Below are 17439 nucleotides of genomic sequence, written 5' to 3'. Positions count from 1 at the left end.
GGCCGGAGAGACCGCGTAGGAGAGGTTCGCCCCTAGGCGGCGCGGAGGGCTTGGTGGAGCGCCGCGCGGTCGGGGACGCCGAGCTTCTCGAGGGCCGTGCGGAGGTCGGCGCGGACGGCGGTGACCGTGACGAAGAGGGCCTGGGCGATCTCGCGGTCGTCGAGGCCGAGGGCGGCGAGCTCGCAGACGCGGCGCTCGGACGGGGTGAGGGACTCGGACATCGGGGGTGCGGGGATCGGGTGGCCGGCCGCGACGAGGGTGTGGCGAGCGAGCCGTTCGAGGCGGCGGGCGCCGAGGCGGCGCGCGGTGGTGAGCGCCTCGCGCAGCGGCGGTTCGGGGTCGGCGCCGTCGCCCGTGGCCAGCCGCGCCGAGCCCAGCGCGACGAGGGCCGCGACGTGGTCGAGGCGGTCCTCCGAGCGCGCGAGCGCCGCAACCGCCTCGTCGAGCAGCCCCACGTCGTCGCCGCGCACGAGCGCGAGCGTCGTCAGCGCCGCGCCGATCCGCCCGGGCGCGCCCCACGCGCGCTGCTGCTCGAGCTCCTCCAGCGCGAGCCGCTCGGCCTCGTCGATGCGGTCGAGCCGCGTCAGCGCCTCCGCCGCCAGCAGCCGGTGGTCGCCGAGGTAGGGGAGGAACACGGGCCCTGCCAGCTCTCGCACGGTCTGCGCCGCCTCGAGCGCGCCCGCGGCGTCGCCGGTCTGGAGCCGCAGCCGCGCGACCGCGCTCCACCACGCGGACCGCATCAGCGGCGGGAACGCCGGGTCGTCCGGGTCGAAGCCCGCCAGCATCGTCGCCGCCGGCCCGGCGTCGTCCTGCTCGATCCGCGCCCGCGTCACCACGAGCATCGCCGCCGCGACGAACGCGTGCCCCGGCACCTCCAGCGCCGCCTCGGCGTCCGCCAGCGCGCCCACGAGGTCGCCCGCGAACAGCCGCGGCACCGACCGCACGTACGACGCGGCGGCCGCCCCGACGACCGACCCGCGGGCGCGCGCGGCGGCCAGCAGCGCGTCCGCGATGCGCTCGTCCTCGGCCAGCGCGCCGCCCGCCGCGAGCACGCCCGTCACGTACGTGACCGTCGCCCCCTCGGGTCCCTCCTCCTCCAGCAGCCGCCCGCCGGCCCACGCCAGCCGGGCCAGCCGCAGCGTGTCCTCCGCCGTCCCGGTCAGCGTCACGCAGCGGGTGAGCGCGGACGCCGCGAGCAGGACGTGCTCGGCGTGCGTCCGCGGCGGTCTGCCCGCCGGGAGCAGGTCCTCCGCGGTCTCGGGGATGCGTCCCGCCAGCGCGGGATCCATGTGCACCGCGCCGAGCAGCACGATCCGCACCTCGCGGTCCAGCTCCGGCGGCAGCCCGTCCGCGAGCCGCCGCTCCAGCAGCTCCGCCGCCGCGCTCGTCCCGCCGCCGAGCAGCAGCCGCCGCGCGGCCGCGATGGCCAGCTCGACGGCCTGCGCGGGATCGCCGCCGGCCGCCGCCGCGTCCGACGCCTCCGCCAGCAGCGCCGGCCCGTCCGGCGCGCCCGCCGCGACCGCCGCCCGGCCCAGCTCCGCCCGCAGCGCCACGCCCTCCGGGCACGACGACGGCGCGCCCGGCAGCGCCAGCGCGTGCCGCAGGAGCCGCGCCGCCTCGGCCGGGACGCCCCGCGCCGCCGCCTCCTGCGCCGCGCGCCGCAGCCGCGCCACGTCCTCCGCGCTCCCACCGCCGCTGGCGACCACGTGCTGCGCGACCCGCTCCGCCGCCGCGCCCGCCGCCTCCAGCTGGACCGCGGCCCGCGCGTGCAGCCGGGCGGTCGTCGCGGGGCCGATCCCCGCCGCGACCGCCGCGCGCAGCAGAGGATGGGTGAACCGCGCGGCCTCGTCGCCGGTGATGAGCTTCACGCGGGCGAGCGCGTCCAACGCCGCCTCCGCGTCCTCCCGCTCCAGCCCCGCCAGCGCGGCGACCGCCTCGCGCGAGGCCGTCTCGAGGATCGCGAGCGCCTGCGCGCACGCCCGCGCGGCATCGCCGAGGTGCGTCAGGCGCGCCTCCATCCGCCGCGTCACGCGCTCCGGGCTGACCGCCCGCACCTGCACGGCCGTCGGCGGCAGCTCCCGGCGGCGCAGCTCGTCGAGCAGGTCGTGCAGGAGGAACGGGTTGCCGCCGCTCACCTCGGCGCACGCGTCGGCGAACGCAGGCTCCGCGCCCGCGCCGGCCACGGTCCGGACTCCGGCGTCGCTCAACGGCGTGAGCGCGATCGCCGTCCGGGCGTGCGCCGCGATCGCGGCGAGCCCTTCGTCGGTCGCTCCATCGCGGGCGCCCAGCAGGAGCGCGACCGGCAGGTCCGCGATCCGCTCGGCCAGGTCCGCGAGCCAGCCCAGGCTCGCCTCGTCGGCCCAGTGGGCGTCGTCGACCACCAGCGCGAGCGGCCCGGCGTCGGCCAGGTCGCAGACGAGCCCGAGCAGGTGCGCCCGTTCGCGCGCGGGCGCGCCGGTCACGACGTCGCCGAGCAGCTGGGTGGCGACCCCGTAGGCGAACGACTGCTCCAGCTCGTGCCCGCACGCGCGCAGGACCCGCAGCCCGGACGCCTGCCGCACCGCCTCGTCGAGCAGCGCCGTCGTGCCCAGCCCCGGCACGCCGGTGACGAGCGCGACCCCGCCGTGCCCGGCACGCGCCTCGTCGAGCGCCGCGCGCAACGCCGCCAGCGGCTGCTCCCGCTCCACCAGGATCCGGGCCATCGGCCGCGGAATCTAAACCCTCGGGGAAGACGTGCGACGATCAAGGCGCATGCAGGTGACCGTCCGTCTCTTCGCCCAGCTCCGCGAGCGCGCGGGCCGCCGCGAGCTCGAGCTCGACCTCCCGGAGGGCGCCGCCGTCCGCGACGCGCTGGCCGCCGTCGAGGAGCTCACCACCGGTCTTCCGGTCGTCATGGCCGTCAACCGCGAGTACGCCGACGACGCGGTCGTGCTGCATGCGGGCGACGAGCTGGCGCTCATCCCCCCGGTGTCCGGCGGCGCGGCGCAGGTGCACGTGGCGATCCGCTCCGAGGAGCTGTCGGTCGACGCGATCAGCGCGCTCGTCCGCGACCCGCGCGCGGGCGCCGTCGTGACGTTCCAGGGCGTCACCCGCGACGTGCCGAAGCTCGACTACGAGGCGTACGAGGAGATGGCGCTCGAGTCGCTGCGCAAGATCGCCGAGGCCGCCGTCGAGCGCCACGGGCTGTGCGCCGCCGCGGTCGAGCACCGCATCGGCGAGGTGCCGCTCAGCGAGCCGTCGATCGTCATCGCGGTGTCCGCGCCGCACCGCGGCGAGGCGTTCGCCGGCGGGCGCGAGATCATCGACGAGGCGAAGGCCCGCGCCCCGATCTGGAAGCGGGAAGAGGGCGAGTGGGTTCTCGGCAGCGTGCCCTCCTGAGAGCTCTGCCCGCGGTCGACCGGCTCGCCGCGGAGGTGGGGTCTGTCAGCGCCGCGCGGGCGGTGATCGAGGAGCGCCGGGCGGAGATCCTGCGCGGCGCGGAGGACGAGGCCGACCTGGCGCGCCGGGCCCGCGAGCGCCTCGCGCCCTCGCTGCGGCGCGTCCTCAACGCCACCGGCGTCGTCGTCCACACGAACCTCGGCCGCGCGCCGCTCGCCGAGGCCGCGCGGGAGGCCGTCGCGCGGGTCGCGGAGGGCTCGTCGAACCTGGAGCTGTCGCTGGCCGACGGGCGGCGCGGCTCGCGGCAGGACCACGTCGCCGCGCTGCTCTGCGAGCTGACCGGCGCGGAGGCCGCGTTGGCCGTCAACAACTGCGCCGCCGCGGTGCTGCTCAGCGTGGCCGCCCTGGCCGGCCCCGGCCGCGAGGTCGTCGTCTCCCGCGGGCAGGCGATCGAGATCGGCGGCGCGTTCCGCATCCCCGAGGTCGTCGCGCAGGCGGGCGCGCGGCTGGTCGAGGTCGGCACGACGAACCGTACGCGGCTGCGCGACTACGCCACCGCGATCGGACCCGACACCGGCGCGCTGCTGCGCGCCCACCCGTCGAACTTCCGCACGCTCGGGTTCGTCGAGGAGGTGAGCGTCGCGTCGCTGTGCACGCTCGGCGTCCCGGTGATCGACGACGTCGGCAGCGGCAACCTCGCCGAGTTGGACGTGCTGGCGGACGAGCCGGCGGTGCGCGCGTCCGTCGCGGCCGGCGCGGCGCTGGTGTGCTTCAGCGGCGACAAGCTGCTCGGCGGCCCGCAGGCGGGGCTGCTCGTGGGGACGCGCGAGGCGGTCGACGCGTGCCGTGTTCACCCGCTCGCCCGCGCGGTGCGGATCGACAAGCTCTCGCTGGCGGCGCTCGAGGCGACGCTGGCGCTGTACCGCGAGCCGGCCGTCGCCGTGCGCGAGATCCCGGTGCTGCGGATGCTGTGCGAGGACCCGGCGCCGCGCGCCGCGCGGCTGGCGGAGCTGACCGGCGGGGAGCTCGTGGGCGCCGTCGCGAAGGTGGGCGGCGGTGCGCTGCCGCTGCTGGAGCTGCCCGGACCGGCGGTCGCGCTGGACGAGGCGCTGGCAACGCCGCTGCGCCACGGCACGCCCGCGGTGCTCGGGCGCGTGCACGAGGGCCGGCTCCTGCTCGACCCGCGCACGCTGGCCGACGACGAGGTCGAGCTGGTGGCCGCGGCGGTGGAGGCGGCGCGGCGTGGATGACGGCCGCGGCCTCGTCCTGGGCACGGCCGGCCACATCGACCACGGCAAGACCGCGCTCGTCCGCGCGCTGACCGGCGTCGACACCGACCGGTTGCCGCAGGAGCGCGAGCGCGGCATCTCCATCGAACTCGGCTACGCGCCGCTCGCGCTGCCAGGCGGGCGCCGGCTGAGCGTCGTGGACGTGCCGGGCCACGAGCGGTTCGTGCGGACGATGGTCGCGGGCGCGACGGGGGTGGACCTGTTCCTGCTCGTCGTGGCCGCGGACGACGGCGTGATGCCGCAGACGCGCGAGCACGTCGCGGTGCTGCGCGCGCTCGACGTGCGGGAGGGCGTCGTGGCGATCACGAAGACCGACGTCGCGGGCGCGGACGTGGAGCGCGTGCGGAGCGCGACGCGCGAGCTGCTGGGAGACCGCGTCGAGATCGTGCCGACGTCCGCGCGGACCGGTGACGGGATCGCGGACGTCGCGGCGGCGCTGGAGCGCGCGGCGGCGCGGGTCGCCGGGCGTGGCGAGCGTGGGGACGTCCCGGTCCTCCACGTCGACCGCGCGTTCACCATCCGCGGCGCGGGCACCGTCGTGACCGGGACGCTGTGGTCGGGCACGATCGGCCGCGGCGACGAGCTGGAGGTGCTGCGTGCGGGGGAGACGTTGCGGGCGCGGGTGCGCGGCGTGCAGGTGCACGACGCGCCGGTCGAGCGCGCGGCGGCGGGGCGGCGCGTCGCGGTCAACCTGACGGGCGTCGCGGTGCGGGACGTCGCGCGCGGGGACGTCCTCGCGGCACCCGGCGCGGGCATCGCGCCGTCCTACGTCCTCGACGCGCGCCTGGTCCTGCGCGACGCGACGCACGGCCAGCGCGTGCAGGTCCACCACGGCACCCGCGAGGCGCCCGGCCGCCTGGCCGACCGCGGCGACGGCGTCTGGCAGCTGCGGCTCGAGCAGCCGCTCCTCGCGCGCGCCGGCGACCGCGTGGTCGTGCGCTCGATCGCGCCGCCGGACACGCTGGGCGGCGGCGTCGTGGTGGACCCGCGGGCGAGGAAGTCGCGCGCGGCGGCGGCGGGCGGTGTGGCCGAGCTGCGCGGCGGCGGCGCTCCGGAGGCCCCCGCGCCGCTCTCCCCGGAGGCACTCGCGCTCGAGCAGCGGCTGCGCGAGGCCGGCCACGAACCGCCGCTCGAGTCCGCGCTCGGCGTCGACGCGCGCCACCTCCCGGCCCTCGCCGCCCACGGCCGCGCGGTGCGGCTCGGCAAGACGATGTGGGCGCACCCCAACGCGCTGCAGGAGGTCGAGCGCCGCGTCGTGGAGATCGCCGAGGCCGAGGGCGCGGTCACCCTCGCCCGGCTGCGCGACGCCCTGCAGACGTCGCGCAAGTTCGCGCAGGCGCACCTCGAGCACCTCGACGCGGCGAAGGTCACGCTCCGCCGCCCCGACGACTCGCGGACGCTGCGGAAGCGGCTGAGGGGCTAGAGCGCGCCGCCCGCGGCCTCGGGCGCCGTGGGGTCCTCGGCCTCCTCGCCGATGCCCTCGCGGCCGAGGTACTCCTCGACCCACAGCGGGTTCTCCTTCGCGCGCTTGACCGTCGTCAGCAGGTCCGACATCGACGACATCTCCTCGACCTGCTCCTTGAGGAACCAGTTGAGGAACTGCTCGGAGATGAAGTCGTTGTCCTTGCGCGCCTGCGCGGAGAGGACGTTGAACTGCTCGGTCACCCGCTGCTCCTGCGCGAGCGCGAGCGCGACCGGCTCGACGATGTCGCCGAACTCCACCTGCGGCGCGACGACCGCGGGGATGCGCGGCGTCTCGCCCGAGTCGAGCAGGTACTGCACGAGCATCATCCCGTGGTTCCGCTCCTCGACCGCCTGCCGGTAGAAGTAGTCGCGCAGCCGCGGCAGGGTCTCCGCGTCGAAGTGCACGGCGATCGCGATGTACTGGTTCTGCGCGGCGAACTCGTGGCCGATCTGCTCGTTCAGGAGCGCGGTGAGGTCGGGGGAAGGCATGGCCAGAACCTACCGGCAGGGGCGGCCGAACGCGCCTAAACCGACTGGTGCGGTCGGAATGCGTTAGGGTGCCCGAACGTGCCGAAGGTCGGGAAGCCCGTCAAGCCCAAGAAGAAGTGCTGCCAGGACCGCCCCCGCTGCAAGAAGTGCCCGGCGGTCCTCAAGAAGCTTGCGAACGCGGGCTACGCTGAGAAGCTCCCGGACGGGCGTTTCGTCGTCATCGACGTCGTCCCGAAGAAGGCGCTGAAGGCCGCACGCGCGCGGTAGCTCGCCGCGAAACTGCGCACCTTCCGTCAGACTGGCCCGTTAGGGCCGGGTACATGCCGACCTCCGCACCAGTGAAGACCCGCGCTCAAGAGAGGCCCGAGACGGCAGAGCTGGTGCACCTTCCGGACAAGGACGTCCGTCGCAAGCGGCCCCCCGTCCTCTCCTTCCTGCTGCGGATGGACACGGCGCGCGCGGGCGCCCGCATCGGCGCGCTGCTGGTGCTGGACTTCCTCGCGGTCTTCGGCGCGATCTTCACGGCGCTGGCCCTCAAGGACGGGGTCCTCGGGGACTTCAACTCGCGTGAGGTCTTCGACCAGACGCGCGAGCTCGTCGCGTTCACCTTCCTCATCACCGCGCTGCTCTTCGCGCGCTCGGACCTCTACGCGCGCCGCTCCGCGCGGCCCGGCCTGACGCGCATCGTCGCGGGCCTGTTCCAGGTGATGCTCGTCGCGCTCGGCTACGCGCTGCTGACAGGCCAGGAGTTCTCCAGCTACTACCTCTTCTACGGCTCGCTCGTCTTCGCGGTGCTGTACGTGAGCGGCCTGCGCTACGCGTTCGACCGCGCCGCGTACGTCGTCCTGAAGGCCGCCGGCTACCAGCGCCGGGCGATGCTCGTCGGCACCGGCGAGCACATCGAGGCGGTCGCCCACGCGCTCGGCGAGTCGCAGGGCCCGATCAACGTCGTCGGCTTCATCTCGCTCACGCCGCGGCCGGACAACGGCCTGCGTTCGCTCGGCTCGCTGGAGGACATCGGCCGCATCGTCGAGCGCAACCGCGTCGACGAGGTCATCATCGCCGACCCCGCGTTCCCGCAGCAGGAGGCCGTCGAGCTCGTCGACGCGTGCCACCAGCGCGGCGTGCGCGTCCACGTCGCGCCGTCGACGATGGAGATCCTGATCCACCGCGCGGAGTTCGTGCCCGGCCAGTCGGTGCCGCTGTTCGAGCTCAAGCCGCCGGTCTTCGAGGGCGTCGACTTCGCGATGAAGCGGACGTTCGACGTCGTCGTCGCGTCGTTCCTGCTCCTCCTGCTCAGCCCGGTGCTCGCGGGCATGGCGCTGGCGATCCGCTTCACGTCGCGCGGGCCCGTCCTCTACCGCTCGGTCCGGCCCGGCATCGGCGGCGCGCCCTTCGCGTGCATGAAGTTCCGCACGATGTACCGCGACGCCGACCAGCGGCAGGCCGACCTCGAGTCGCTCAACGAGGCGAGCGGCGCGATCTTCAAGATCAAGGACGACCCGCGCGTGACGCCGATCGGGCGGCTGCTGCGCCGGTACTCGCTCGACGAGCTGCCGCAGCTGCTCAACGTCCTCAAGGGCGAGATGTCGCTCGTCGGCCCGCGCCCGCTCCCGCTGCGCGACTTCGAGCGCCTCGAGAGCTGGCACAAGAAGCGCTACCTCGTGCTGCCCGGCATCACCGGGCTGTGGCAGGTCTCGGGCCGCTCGGACCTCGACTTCGACGACCTGGTCCGGCTCGACTTCCTCTACCTCGAGCGCTGGTCGCCGTTCCTCGACCTCACGATCCTCGTCAAGACCATCCCGGCGGTCCTGATGAAGCGGGGGGCGTACTGAGCCGCAAGGGGTGGATCGTCTTCGCGGCCGTCTCGGTCGTGTGGGGGATGCCGTACCTCTTCATCAAGGTCGCGGTCGACGGCGGCGTGCCGCCGGTCTTCCTCAGCTTCGTCCGCGTCGCGCTCGCGGCGCTGATCCTCCTGCCGCTCGCGGTGCACCGCGGGGCGCTGCGCGGCCTGCGGGCCAAGCTGAGGCCGCTGACGCTCTTCGCGTTCACCGAGATCGTCCTGCCGTTCCCGCTCATCGCGTACGGCGAGCAGCACGTCGACTCGTCGCTCGCGGCGATCATCATCGCCGCGCTGCCGCTGACGATCGCCATCCTCGCGATCTGGGTCGACCACGAGGAGCGCGTGTACGGCGCGCGCCTCGCCGGCCTGTTCGTCGGGCTCGGCGGCGTCGTGCTGCTGTTCGGCGTCGACGTGTCCGGCTCGACGGACGAGCTCGTCGGCGCGCTGGCGATCCTGCTCGCGACGGTCGGCTACGCGATCGGCCCGCTGGTGATCAAGCGCCACCTGTCGGACGGCGACCCGACCGGCCCGGTCGCCGTGTCGTTCCTCCTCGCCGCGATCATGCTCGCGCCCGCGGCGGCGGTGAACGTCCCCGCGACGACGCCGGACGGCGACGCGCTCGCGGCGCTGGCGGTGCTCGGCGTGGTGTGCAGCGCGCTCGCGTTCCTCCTGTGGTTCACGCTCATCGCCGAGGTCGGCCCGAGCCGCGCGTCGGTCATCACGTACATCAACCCGGCGGTGGCGGTGGCGCTCGGCGTCACGCTGCTCGACGAGTCGCTGACCGCAAGCGCGGTGGCCGGGATGCTGCTCATCCTCGCCGGCTCATGGCTGTCCACCGGAGGTCGTCCCCCGACCGGCTGGCTGCCCGCGCAAGGTAGGCTGCGCAGATGGCTTCGCCGCGAGTCGACTACGAGCAGCACGGGCGGGGATATTCCGCCCACCGCCGCCCCGATCCGCGCATAGCCGCGCGCATCCACGCCGCGCTGGGCGACGCGCGGACGGTGCTCAACGTCGGCGCGGGCGCCGGCTCCTACGAGCCTGAGGACCGCTACGTCCTCGCGGTGGAGCCGAGCGCGACGATGCGCGCCCAGCGCCCGCCCGGCGCCGCGCCCTGCCTCGACGCGCGCGCCGAGGCACTGCCCTTCGACGACGACGGCTTCGACGCGGCGATGGCGTCCATCACGATCCACCACTGGGAGCCGCCGGCGGCGGGGCTGCGCGAGCTGCGCCGGGTCGCGCGCGGGCCGGTCGTCGTCTTCACGTTCGACCTCGACGACGCGCCCGCCTGGCAGCAGGACCACCTGGCCGCCGGCTTCGCGATCGAGCGGCGCCGCTTCCCGTCCATCGCCGCGATCGCCGACGCGCTCGGCGGCGACGTGCGCGTCGAGACGATCCCGACGCCCGCGGACTGCACCGACGGCTTCTTCCAGGCGTTCTGGAACCGGCCGGAGGCGCTGCTCGACCCGGCGGTGCGGGCCGCGCAGTCGATGTGGACGATGCTCCCGCAAGGGGAGGAAGAGCGGATCGTCGCGCGCCTCGCCGCCGACCTCGCCTCCGGCGCGTGGGACCGCGAGCACGGCCACCTGCGCGCGCTGGACGAGGACGTCCGCTCCTCGCTGCGGCTCGTGATCGCTACGCCGTGACGCCCTGCTGCACCAGCGCGGCGTCGACCGCCGCGTCCCACGTGCCGGTGATGCGCTCGGCGGTCGCCTGCTCCTCCCGCAGGATGCCCTCGGCCATCGTCGCGGTCTCGGTGTCGCCCGCGCGCTCGGCAACCCGCCGCAGCAGCTCGTAGCAGCCGACCTCCAGCGCCTCGAACGCGTACGCGAAGCCCGCGAGCTTCGCCGGCGTGTCGGGCTGGAGCTTGAAGAACGTGCCGATGTTGAGCGCACCCAGGCGCAGCGCGCCGGACTGGAAGCGCGAGGGCGCCGAGCCGAGCGCGTGCAGGCGCTCGTCGACCAGCCGCTGGTGCTCCTTCGTCTCCTCCAGGTGGGAGCGGAAGATCGCCGCCAGCGCGTCGAGCTCGGCGATCGCGGGCCCGGACTCGAGCAGCTGCCGCGCCTGGCCCTCCAGCGCGTGCGCGTCGCGCAGGTACTTGACGACCTCCTTGTCGAGGTCGTCGGCGCTCTTCTCGGCCAGCGAGGCCTCGACGGCGAGGTCCCACCGCTCGGCGATCCGGTCGGCCATCGCGCGCTCCTGCCCGGCGATCGCGACCGCCATGTCGCGGACCGACGTGTCGCCCGCGCGCTCGGCGATGCGGCGCAGCAGCTCGTACGCGGCCAGCTCCATGTGCTCGTACGAATGGGCGTGGAACGCGAGCTTGCCGGGCGTGTCGGGGTTGACGGCGGCGAAGAGCACCATCCCCCAGCCGCCGACACGGCCGGCGACGTCCTTCAGCAGGGAGGGCGACGCGTGGCGGCGGTCGAGCTCGGCGGCGACCATCTGCTCGTGGCGCCGGGTCTCGTCCAGGTGCTCGACGAAGATGCGGCTCAGGTCGGGGTGGCCAGCGATGCGCGGGGCGAAGCGCATCTGCTCCAGGGCCTGGACCTCGATCGAGTGCACGTCCGTGAGGTGCTTGGTCAGCTGCTCGTCGATGGTGCGCTCGGACATGCCTGTCACGTACCCGAGGGGCCCGGCGTCCTCACGACGGCTTGCCGCTCCACCGCGCCGTCGCGCGCGCCATCGCCCGCTGCGTCCCGCGGGTGGAGCGCAGCGCCGCCCGGGCCGCGTTCGCCCCGCACGCGCCGTGCACGCCGCCGCTCGGGTAGGCGGACGCCGACGCGAGGTAGAGGCCCGCGACCGGCGTCTCGGGGCGGCCGAGGCCGGGGATCGGGCGGAACATCAGCTCCTGGTGCAGCTGCGCGGTGCCGCCGTTGAGGTCGCTGCCGACGAGGTTGGCGTCCTGCGCCTCGAAGTCCTGCGGCGTCGTGACGTGCCGGGCGAGCACGCGATCCGCGAACCCCGGCGCCACCGCTTCCACCTGCGCGGTGAGGCGGTCGGCGAACGTCTCGCGCTCCCGCGCGTCCGTCCAGTCGCCCCGCAGGTCGTCGGGTCCCGCGTCGCCCTCGGGACGCCGCGGCACGTGCGTGTAGGCCCAGAAGACCTCCTTGCCGGGCGGCATCCGCGTCGGGTCGGCGGCGGCGTACTGGCCGGCGACGAGGAACGGCTCGGCTGGGACCTGGCGGAGGACGATCTGCGTCACCGCACGGGTCAGCGCGTCGATCCCCTCGGCGACGTGGACGGTCCCCGCGCCGCGCATGTCGTCGTTGAGCCACGGGATCGGGCCGTCGAGCGCGTAGTCGACCTTGAACGTCGCGAAGCCGTACTCGAACCGCTCCAGCGCGCGCAGGACCGGTGGCGGGACGTGCGCGCGGTCGAGCAGGTCGAGGTAGAGCTGCGGTGCGCCCACGTCGGCCAGCACCGCCCGGCGCGCGTCCACCACGTCGCCGGTCGCCGTCCGGACGCCGACCGCCCGGCCGCCGCGCACGACGACCTCCGCCACCCGCTTCCCGCACGTGACCGTGCCGCCCCGCGCCTCCAGCCGCCGCACCATCGCCTGGGTGAGCGCGCCGCTCCCGCCTTCGGGCACCGGGTAGCCGGCGGTCTGCGCCAGCCCGCACAGCACCCACCCGAACATCGCGCTCCCGGGCTGCTCGGGCGCGAAGTCGGCATGCAGCGCGTTGCCGGCCAGCAGGCGCGCGGCCCCGTCGCCGCGCACCTCCTCGTCGGCCCACCGGCGGATCGGCAGCATGCCGAACCGGGCGAAGTCGAGCAGCTCGCGGTAGCCGCCCAGCGCCCGTGCCATCCGCGCGCCGGCGCGTACCGGCGGGAAGGGCGTGAAGAACGCGCGCAGCAGCTCGGGGCCGACCTTCGCCCACCGCTCCATCAGCGCGCGCCAGGCCTCCCCGTCGCCGGGCGCGAACGTGTCGAGGTGCGCGCACGTCTCGTCGAGCGACGGCGCGACGTACGCGGCGCTGCCGTCGCGGCGCGGGTGGCCGACGGCGTACGGCGCGCGGCGCCAGCGCAGGCCGTGCTCCTCCAGCCCGAGCGCGCGGATCGCCGGTGACGCCGCGGCCAGCGGGTAGAACGAGCTGAAGCGGTCGTGGACGAAGCCGGGCAGCGTCAGCTCGCCGCTTCGGACGGCGCCGCCGGGGTCGGGCTGCGCCTCCAGCACCGCGACCGACCAGCCCGCGTCGGCGAGCTGGTTGGCGGCCACGAGCCCGTTCGGGCCAGAGCCGATGACGACCGCGTCGGGCATGTCGGACGGCCTGTCCGTTCGGAACCGCGGGGAAACGGTGACGATCCCTCTCGCCACTGGGTACGTACCACCTAGCGTGGCGATCAACGAAGCGCACTTCGACGTGCCGCCCGAGCGCGTCTTCGCGGTGCTCGCGGACTGGCGGTCCTACGGCTACTGGGTCGTGGGCTCGCGCTACATGCGCGGCTCGGATCCGGGGTTCCCGGCGGCGGGCACGCGGTTCCACCACAACGTGGGCATCGGGCCGCTCCAGATCAACGACCACACGCAGGTGCTGGAGGTCGACCAGCCGCGCAAGCTCATCCTGTGGGCGAAGGCGCGGCCGCTCTTCGGGACGGCGGTCGTGGACATGACGCTGGAGCCCGACGGCGACGGCGGCACCCGCGTGACGATGCGCGAGGACCCGGGCGACACGCTCACCGCGTTCGTCTTCCAGCCGCTCACCCATCTGCTCGTCCGGGGGCGCAACCGCTGGTCGCTCGACCGGCTCAAGGAGCTGTGCGAGGACCATCCCGAGTACGGTGCCGACGTCCAGGTACCTCCCGGGAAGATCGAGAAGCGTTGATCGAACTTGAAGGCGTGACGCACCGCCACGTGGACGTGGACGGGCTGCGCATGCACGTGGCCGAGGCGGGCGCCGAGAGCGCGCCGCCGCTCCTGCTCCTCCACGGCTGGCCGCAGCACTGGTGGATGTGGCGGAAGGTGATCCCGTCGCTGGCGACGACGTGGCGCGTGATCGCGCCCGACCTGCGCGGGCTCGGGTGGACCGACGCGCCCGAGGGCGACTACTCCAAGCAGCGGCTGGCCGACGACGTGCTCGGCCTGCTCGACGAGCTGGGGCTGGAGCGCGTCCCGGTGATCGGCCACGACTGGGGCGCGGTGACCGCCCAGCTGATGGCCGTCAAGGCGCCCGAGCGCGTCTCCGCGGCGCTGATCCTGTCGGTGCCGCAGCTGTTCGAGCGCGGGATGGATCCGCGCCAGGCGCTCGGCTTCACCCACATGCCGATCCTCTCCGCGCCGGGCGCCGAGCGGTACGTGCCGCAGCTCGCGGGCTTCCTGCTGCGGATCAGCGGCCTGCGCGGCGACGACGTGACGCCGTACGTCGAGCGGCTGCGCGAGCCGGCGCGCCGGCGCGCGACCGTGGGCTACTACCGGACGTTCACCACCAAGGAGGCGCTGCCGCTGCTCAGCACGCCCCGCGAGCGGCCGGACGTGCCGATGCGCTTCATCGGCGGCGACCGCGACCCGGTGTGCAAGTTCGCGCCGGGGCTCGAGATCGTCAAGGGCGCCGGTCACTTCCTGCCGGAGGACCGCCCGGACGTGGTGATCGCCGCGGCGCGCTCGCTGTTCGCGTCGTCGTAGCCCGCGGCCTCGGCCGCGAAGTCCCGGATCAGCCGCGCCAACACGGCCGGCTGGTCCAGCGGGACCAGCGTGCGCGCGTTCGCCACCTCCGTGTGGCGCGCGTTCGGGATCATCTGCGCGAGGCGGAGGCCGTGCTCCGGCGGCATGACCTTGTCGTCCGCCGACCACGCGACGAGCGTCGGCTTGGTGAACGCGCGCAGCTCCTCCGCCGCCTCGACCAGGACGCCGTCGTAGTCCGACGTCGCGTACTTGAGCAGGTCGCGGCGGACGCGGGGGTCCTTCAACGTGCTCGCGGTCCAGTGGTGCGCGAGGTCCTTCGGGATCGTCGCGTTCGTCATCCACCCGAACGCCATCGGGAGGCGCTGGAGCGGGCGGATGCGGATGGCGTAGGCGGCCTGCGTGATGCCGCCGGGGAGCTTGGTCGCGAGCTTGACGAACCTCCCGGGGAGCCCGGGCGGGATGTTGTCGAACGCCTCCTGCGAGGTGATCACGAGCCGGCCGACGCGCTCGCCGTGGCGGGCGGCGAAGGGCTGGCAGAGGCCGTGGTCGTTGCCGACGAGCACGACGTCGCGGAGGTCGAGCTGCTGGAGGACGTCGGCGACGATGCGCGCGAGGCCGTGCATCGAGAGGTCCGCGTCGGGGTGCATCGGGATGCGGTGGCTGCCGAGCGGCAGGTTCGGCACGACGCACCGGTGGTCGGCGCGCAGGTCCGCGACCACGTCCCGGTAGACGGTGTGGTCCATCAGCAGTCCGTGGAGGAGCACCACGACCGGCCCGTCGCCGCCGGTGTCCTGGACCTCGATCGTCCCCGCGCTCGTCTCGACCTGTCGCATGGCTGGTGCCTCCGTCTCCGTCGGACTAGATAGATCGCTCTACTCGTCCTGCACCGTACACTCTTCTCGTGGCAACCGACACCCGCGACCGGATCCTGGAAGCCACGGCGGAGCTCTTCCGCCGTCACGGCTACACCGGCACCGGCCTCAAGCAGATCGTCGCGGCGGCCAACGCGCCGTTCGGCTCGATCTACCACCACTTCCCGGGCGGCAAGGAGCAGCTGGGCGCGGAGGTCGTGCGCTCCGCGGGCGCGATGTACTGGGAGCTCTTCCCGCTCTTCATGGACGCGGCGGACGACCCGGTCGAGGGCGTCGAGCTGTTCTTCGCGGGCGGCGCCGCCACGCTCGAGCAGACCGACTACGCGGACGCGTGCCCGATCGCGACGGTGGCGCTGGAGGTCGCGTCCACCAACGAGCCGCTCCGCGAGGCGACCGCCGAGGTCTTCGAGCTGTGGACCACCCGCGCCGCCGCCTGGTTCACCGCCCACGGGGTGGCCGAGGAGCGTGCCCGCCCGCTCGCCCAGCAGGTGATCATGCTGCTGGAGGGCGGCTTCATGCTCTCCCGCGCCGCGCGCACGACCGAGGCGATGGACGCGGCGGGCGCCTCGGCGGTCGCGCTCGTGCGCGCGGCGCTGGACGGCTAGCGCGTGCGGGCGGCGAGGAAGGCCGCGAGCGCGTCGCGGCCGTCGGGGAACGCGAGGCGCGGGACCGCGTCCAGGGGGAACCAGCCGAACTCGAGCGACTCGTCGGGATCGAGCGCGATCGTCGCGCCGAGCGCCAGGCGGGCGGCGAACGCGATGCCGATCGTCCACCGGCCGCCGTCGCCGTAGCGGGAGGGGAAGGTGCCGAACGGGCGGAGGTCGACGACGTCGGCGCCGAGCTCCTCGCGCGCCTCGCGCCGCGCGCAGTCCTCGGCCGACTCGCCCGGGACGAGGAAGCCGCCCGGCGTGTCCCATTCCCCCGCGTACGGCGCGACCGCGCGGCGGATGAGCAGCAGCTCGTCGCGGTCGTTCAGGATCATCAGCACCGTCGCCGGCGCGGGGTTGTCGTAGTGGACGAACCCACAGGCCGCGCACGTGACGTGGACGTCGTCGGTCGCGTCGTGGAGCTCGAGCGGCGACCCGCACCGCGGGCAGGTCCGCCACTCGGCCAGCGGGCTCGCGCTCACGCGATCCGCACGACCATCTTGCCGGTGTTCGTGCCGCGCAGGAGGTCGATGAACGCCTGCGGCGCGGCCTCGACGCCGCCGTCGACCAGCGTCTCGCGCGCGACGATCCGGCCGTCGCGCAGGTAGCCGCCGACCTCCTCGGCGAACGCCGCGTGGCGGTCCGCGTGGTCGCTGACGATGAAGCCGCGCAGCGTCAGGCGCTTGCCCACGGCGAGGAACAGGTTGCGCGGCCCGGGCGCGGGCGCGGTCGCGTTGTAGACCGAGATCGCGCCGCACAGCGCGACGCGGCCGTACGTGTTGAGCGACCCGATCGCCGCCTCGAGGTGCTCGCCGCCGACGTTGTCGAAGTAGACGTCGATGCCGTCCGGCGCGGCGGCGCGGAGCTGCTCGGCCACCGGGCTGTCGTGGTAGTCGAACGCCGCGTCGAAGCCCAGCTCCTCCACCACGTGGCGCACCTTCTCGGGCGAGCCGGCCGAGCCGATGACCGTGTGGCCGCGCTGCTTGGCGATCTGCCCCGCGAGCGAGCCGACCGCGCCGGCCGCGCCGCTCACGAACACGACGTCGCCCTCGCGCAGCGCCGCGATGTCGAGGAGCCCGACGTACGCGGTCAGCCCCGGCATCCCGAGCACCCCGACGTACGCCGACGGCGGCGCGATCGCGGTGTCGACCTTCGTCGCGTGCCGCGCGTCCAGCCGCGCGTACTCGCGCCAGCCGAGCTGGTGGAGCACGACGTCACCGGCCGCGAAGCCGTCGGCCCGCGACGCGACGACCTCGCCGACCGCGCCGCCCGCGAGCGGCTGGTCGAGCTGGAACGGCGGCACGTAGGACTTCGCGTCGTTCATCCGCCCGCGCATGTACGGGTCGACCGACATGACGAGGTTGCGCACGACGACCTCGCCCTCCTCGGGCTCGGGCGTCGTCGTCTCGACCGTGCGGAAGTCGGTCAGCTTCGGCTCGCCGACGGGGCGGGCGGCCAGGTGGATCTCGCGTCCGGTGTACGGCATCGCCTCCCAGCCTCGCACGCGCGGCGTCAGGGCCGGCCCGGGGCGGGCTGGGCGCCCCACCGCTCCAGCTCGCAGTCGAGCCCCGCACCGGCCTCGACCAGCCAGTCGACCCACTCCTCGACCGCGCGCTGGTCCGCGTCGGTCGGCTTCGTCGCCCCGGCGACCCGCCACCGGTCGTCCTCCGTGCCCGGGCCGAGGACGTGCACGTCGTAGCTCGTCTCCCACGCCAGGTGGCGGGCGAGCGCGCGGGCCGCGTCCTCGCTCGGCGCGCGGTAGACGAACGTGAGGCGCCGTTCGGTCACGCGCGACGGGCTACCCGCCAATCGCTGATTGACGAGCGTGGGTTGACGG

General features: G+C 74.9%; 18 protein-coding genes. 10 read left to right on the top strand and 8 right to left on the bottom strand.

Annotated elements, in window-relative coordinates; genetic code table 11:
- Positions 1 to 32 precede the first annotated feature (32 nt).
- Positions 33 to 2702, bottom strand: coding sequence for an AAA family ATPase (locus AC1UE5_RS14495; protein ID WP_482924611.1), 2670 nt, complete (start codon positions 2700 to 2702; stop codon positions 33 to 35).
- 49 nt (positions 2703 to 2751) lie between these two features.
- Between AC1UE5_RS14495 and AC1UE5_RS14490 the strand changes: the two genes are divergently transcribed.
- The 3 genes from AC1UE5_RS14490 to selB are packed head-to-tail and all read left to right on the top strand — an operon-like array spanning position 2752 to position 6090.
- Positions 2752 to 3378, top strand: coding sequence for a molybdenum cofactor biosynthesis protein MoaE (locus AC1UE5_RS14490; RefSeq protein WP_482924609.1), 627 nt, complete (start codon positions 2752 to 2754; stop codon positions 3376 to 3378).
- Positions 3379 to 3413: 35 nt separating this feature from the next.
- Complete coding sequence (selA, locus tag AC1UE5_RS14485) at positions 3414 to 4628, top strand: L-seryl-tRNA(Sec) selenium transferase (protein ID WP_482924606.1); 1215 nt, start codon at positions 3414 to 3416, stop codon at positions 4626 to 4628.
- Positions 4621 to 6090, top strand: coding sequence for a selenocysteine-specific translation elongation factor (gene selB / locus AC1UE5_RS14480; protein WP_482924604.1), 1470 nt, complete (start codon positions 4621 to 4623; stop codon positions 6088 to 6090). Before selA ends, selB begins: the two co-directional genes overlap by 8 nt.
- Here selB and AC1UE5_RS14475 read toward each other — a convergent pair.
- A complete protein-coding gene (locus AC1UE5_RS14475) occupies positions 6087 to 6620 on the bottom strand; it encodes a ferritin (protein ID WP_482924602.1) in 534 nt (177 codons plus the stop codon). The genes selB and AC1UE5_RS14475 overlap by 4 nt on opposite strands.
- A gap of 78 nt (positions 6621 to 6698) precedes the next feature.
- On the opposite strand from AC1UE5_RS14475, the gene AC1UE5_RS14470 reads away from it, so the two are divergent.
- The 4 genes from AC1UE5_RS14470 to AC1UE5_RS14455 all read left to right on the top strand — a co-directional run bounded on the left by AC1UE5_RS14470 (position 6699) and on the right by AC1UE5_RS14455 (position 10106).
- On the top strand, positions 6699 to 6887 hold the full coding sequence (locus AC1UE5_RS14470; RefSeq protein ID WP_482924599.1) for a hypothetical protein: 189 nt from the start codon (positions 6699 to 6701) through the stop codon (positions 6885 to 6887).
- A gap of 113 nt (positions 6888 to 7000) precedes the next feature.
- Entirely contained in the window at positions 7001 to 8455 is a 1455-nt protein-coding gene (locus tag AC1UE5_RS14465; protein WP_482924597.1) for a sugar transferase, read from the top strand.
- Positions 8380 to 9426, top strand: a complete 1047-nt coding sequence (locus tag AC1UE5_RS14460) for a DMT family transporter (protein ID WP_482925050.1) — start codon at positions 8380 to 8382, stop codon at positions 9424 to 9426. The genes AC1UE5_RS14465 and AC1UE5_RS14460 overlap by 76 nt, the downstream gene beginning before the upstream one ends.
- On the top strand, positions 9351 to 10106 hold the full coding sequence (locus AC1UE5_RS14455) for a class I SAM-dependent methyltransferase (protein WP_482924595.1): 756 nt from the start codon (positions 9351 to 9353) through the stop codon (positions 10104 to 10106). The genes AC1UE5_RS14460 and AC1UE5_RS14455 overlap by 76 nt, the downstream gene beginning before the upstream one ends.
- On the opposite strand, the gene AC1UE5_RS14450 is transcribed toward AC1UE5_RS14455, so the two are convergent.
- Together AC1UE5_RS14450 and AC1UE5_RS14445 are read right to left on the bottom strand one after the other, a co-directional pair.
- The gene (locus AC1UE5_RS14450; RefSeq protein ID WP_482924593.1) at positions 10096 to 11073 is read right to left on the bottom strand and encodes a DUF892 family protein; all 978 of its coding nucleotides are present in this window, start codon (positions 11071 to 11073) and stop codon (positions 10096 to 10098) included. The genes AC1UE5_RS14455 and AC1UE5_RS14450 overlap by 11 nt on opposite strands.
- Before the next feature lie 31 nt (positions 11074 to 11104).
- On the bottom strand, positions 11105 to 12721 hold the full coding sequence (locus AC1UE5_RS14445) for a phytoene desaturase family protein (RefSeq protein WP_482924591.1): 1617 nt from the start codon (positions 12719 to 12721) through the stop codon (positions 11105 to 11107).
- A gap of 76 nt (positions 12722 to 12797) precedes the next feature.
- On the opposite strand from AC1UE5_RS14445, the gene AC1UE5_RS14440 reads away from it, so the two are divergent.
- Both AC1UE5_RS14440 and AC1UE5_RS14435 read left to right on the top strand, forming a co-directional pair.
- A complete protein-coding gene (locus AC1UE5_RS14440) occupies positions 12798 to 13286 on the top strand; it encodes an SRPBCC family protein (RefSeq protein ID WP_482924589.1) in 489 nt (162 codons plus the stop codon).
- A 14-nt stretch (positions 13287 to 13300) separates the two neighbouring features.
- Positions 13301 to 14083: an alpha/beta fold hydrolase gene (locus AC1UE5_RS14435; protein WP_482924587.1), complete on the top strand. Its 783-nt coding sequence runs from the start codon at positions 13301 to 13303 to the stop codon at positions 14081 to 14083.
- Here the strand turns inward: AC1UE5_RS14435 and AC1UE5_RS14430 are convergent.
- A complete protein-coding gene (locus tag AC1UE5_RS14430) occupies positions 14014 to 14916 on the bottom strand; it encodes an alpha/beta fold hydrolase (RefSeq protein WP_482924585.1) in 903 nt (300 codons plus the stop codon). The two genes, AC1UE5_RS14435 and AC1UE5_RS14430, sit on opposite strands and share 70 nt — an antisense overlap.
- Positions 14917 to 14984: 68 nt before the next feature.
- Here AC1UE5_RS14430 and AC1UE5_RS14425 point away from each other — a divergent pair, with 68 nt between their 5' ends.
- Positions 14985 to 15560, top strand: a complete 576-nt coding sequence (locus tag AC1UE5_RS14425; RefSeq protein WP_482924583.1) for a TetR/AcrR family transcriptional regulator — start codon at positions 14985 to 14987, stop codon at positions 15558 to 15560.
- Here the strand turns inward: AC1UE5_RS14425 and AC1UE5_RS14420 are convergent.
- Genes AC1UE5_RS14420 through AC1UE5_RS14410 form a run of 3 tightly spaced genes read right to left on the bottom strand, consistent with a single transcriptional unit; the run spans position 15557 to position 17390 of the window.
- Positions 15557 to 16084, bottom strand: a complete 528-nt coding sequence (locus tag AC1UE5_RS14420) for an NUDIX hydrolase (protein WP_482924581.1) — start codon at positions 16082 to 16084, stop codon at positions 15557 to 15559. The genes AC1UE5_RS14425 and AC1UE5_RS14420 overlap by 4 nt on opposite strands.
- Positions 16081 to 17088 (bottom strand): NADP-dependent oxidoreductase, encoded by a 1008-nt coding sequence (locus AC1UE5_RS14415; RefSeq protein WP_482924579.1) that lies wholly within the window; start codon positions 17086 to 17088, stop codon positions 16081 to 16083. Before AC1UE5_RS14415 ends, AC1UE5_RS14420 begins: the two co-directional genes overlap by 4 nt.
- A 26-nt stretch (positions 17089 to 17114) precedes the next feature.
- Positions 17115 to 17390, bottom strand: coding sequence for a hypothetical protein (locus AC1UE5_RS14410; protein WP_482924577.1), 276 nt, complete (start codon positions 17388 to 17390; stop codon positions 17115 to 17117).
- Positions 17391 to 17439: the final 49 nt, after the last annotated feature.

It is taken from the genome of Parviterribacter multiflagellatus (genome assembly GCF_056863265.1).
This window is presented reverse-complemented; position numbering and strand designations above follow the sequence as displayed.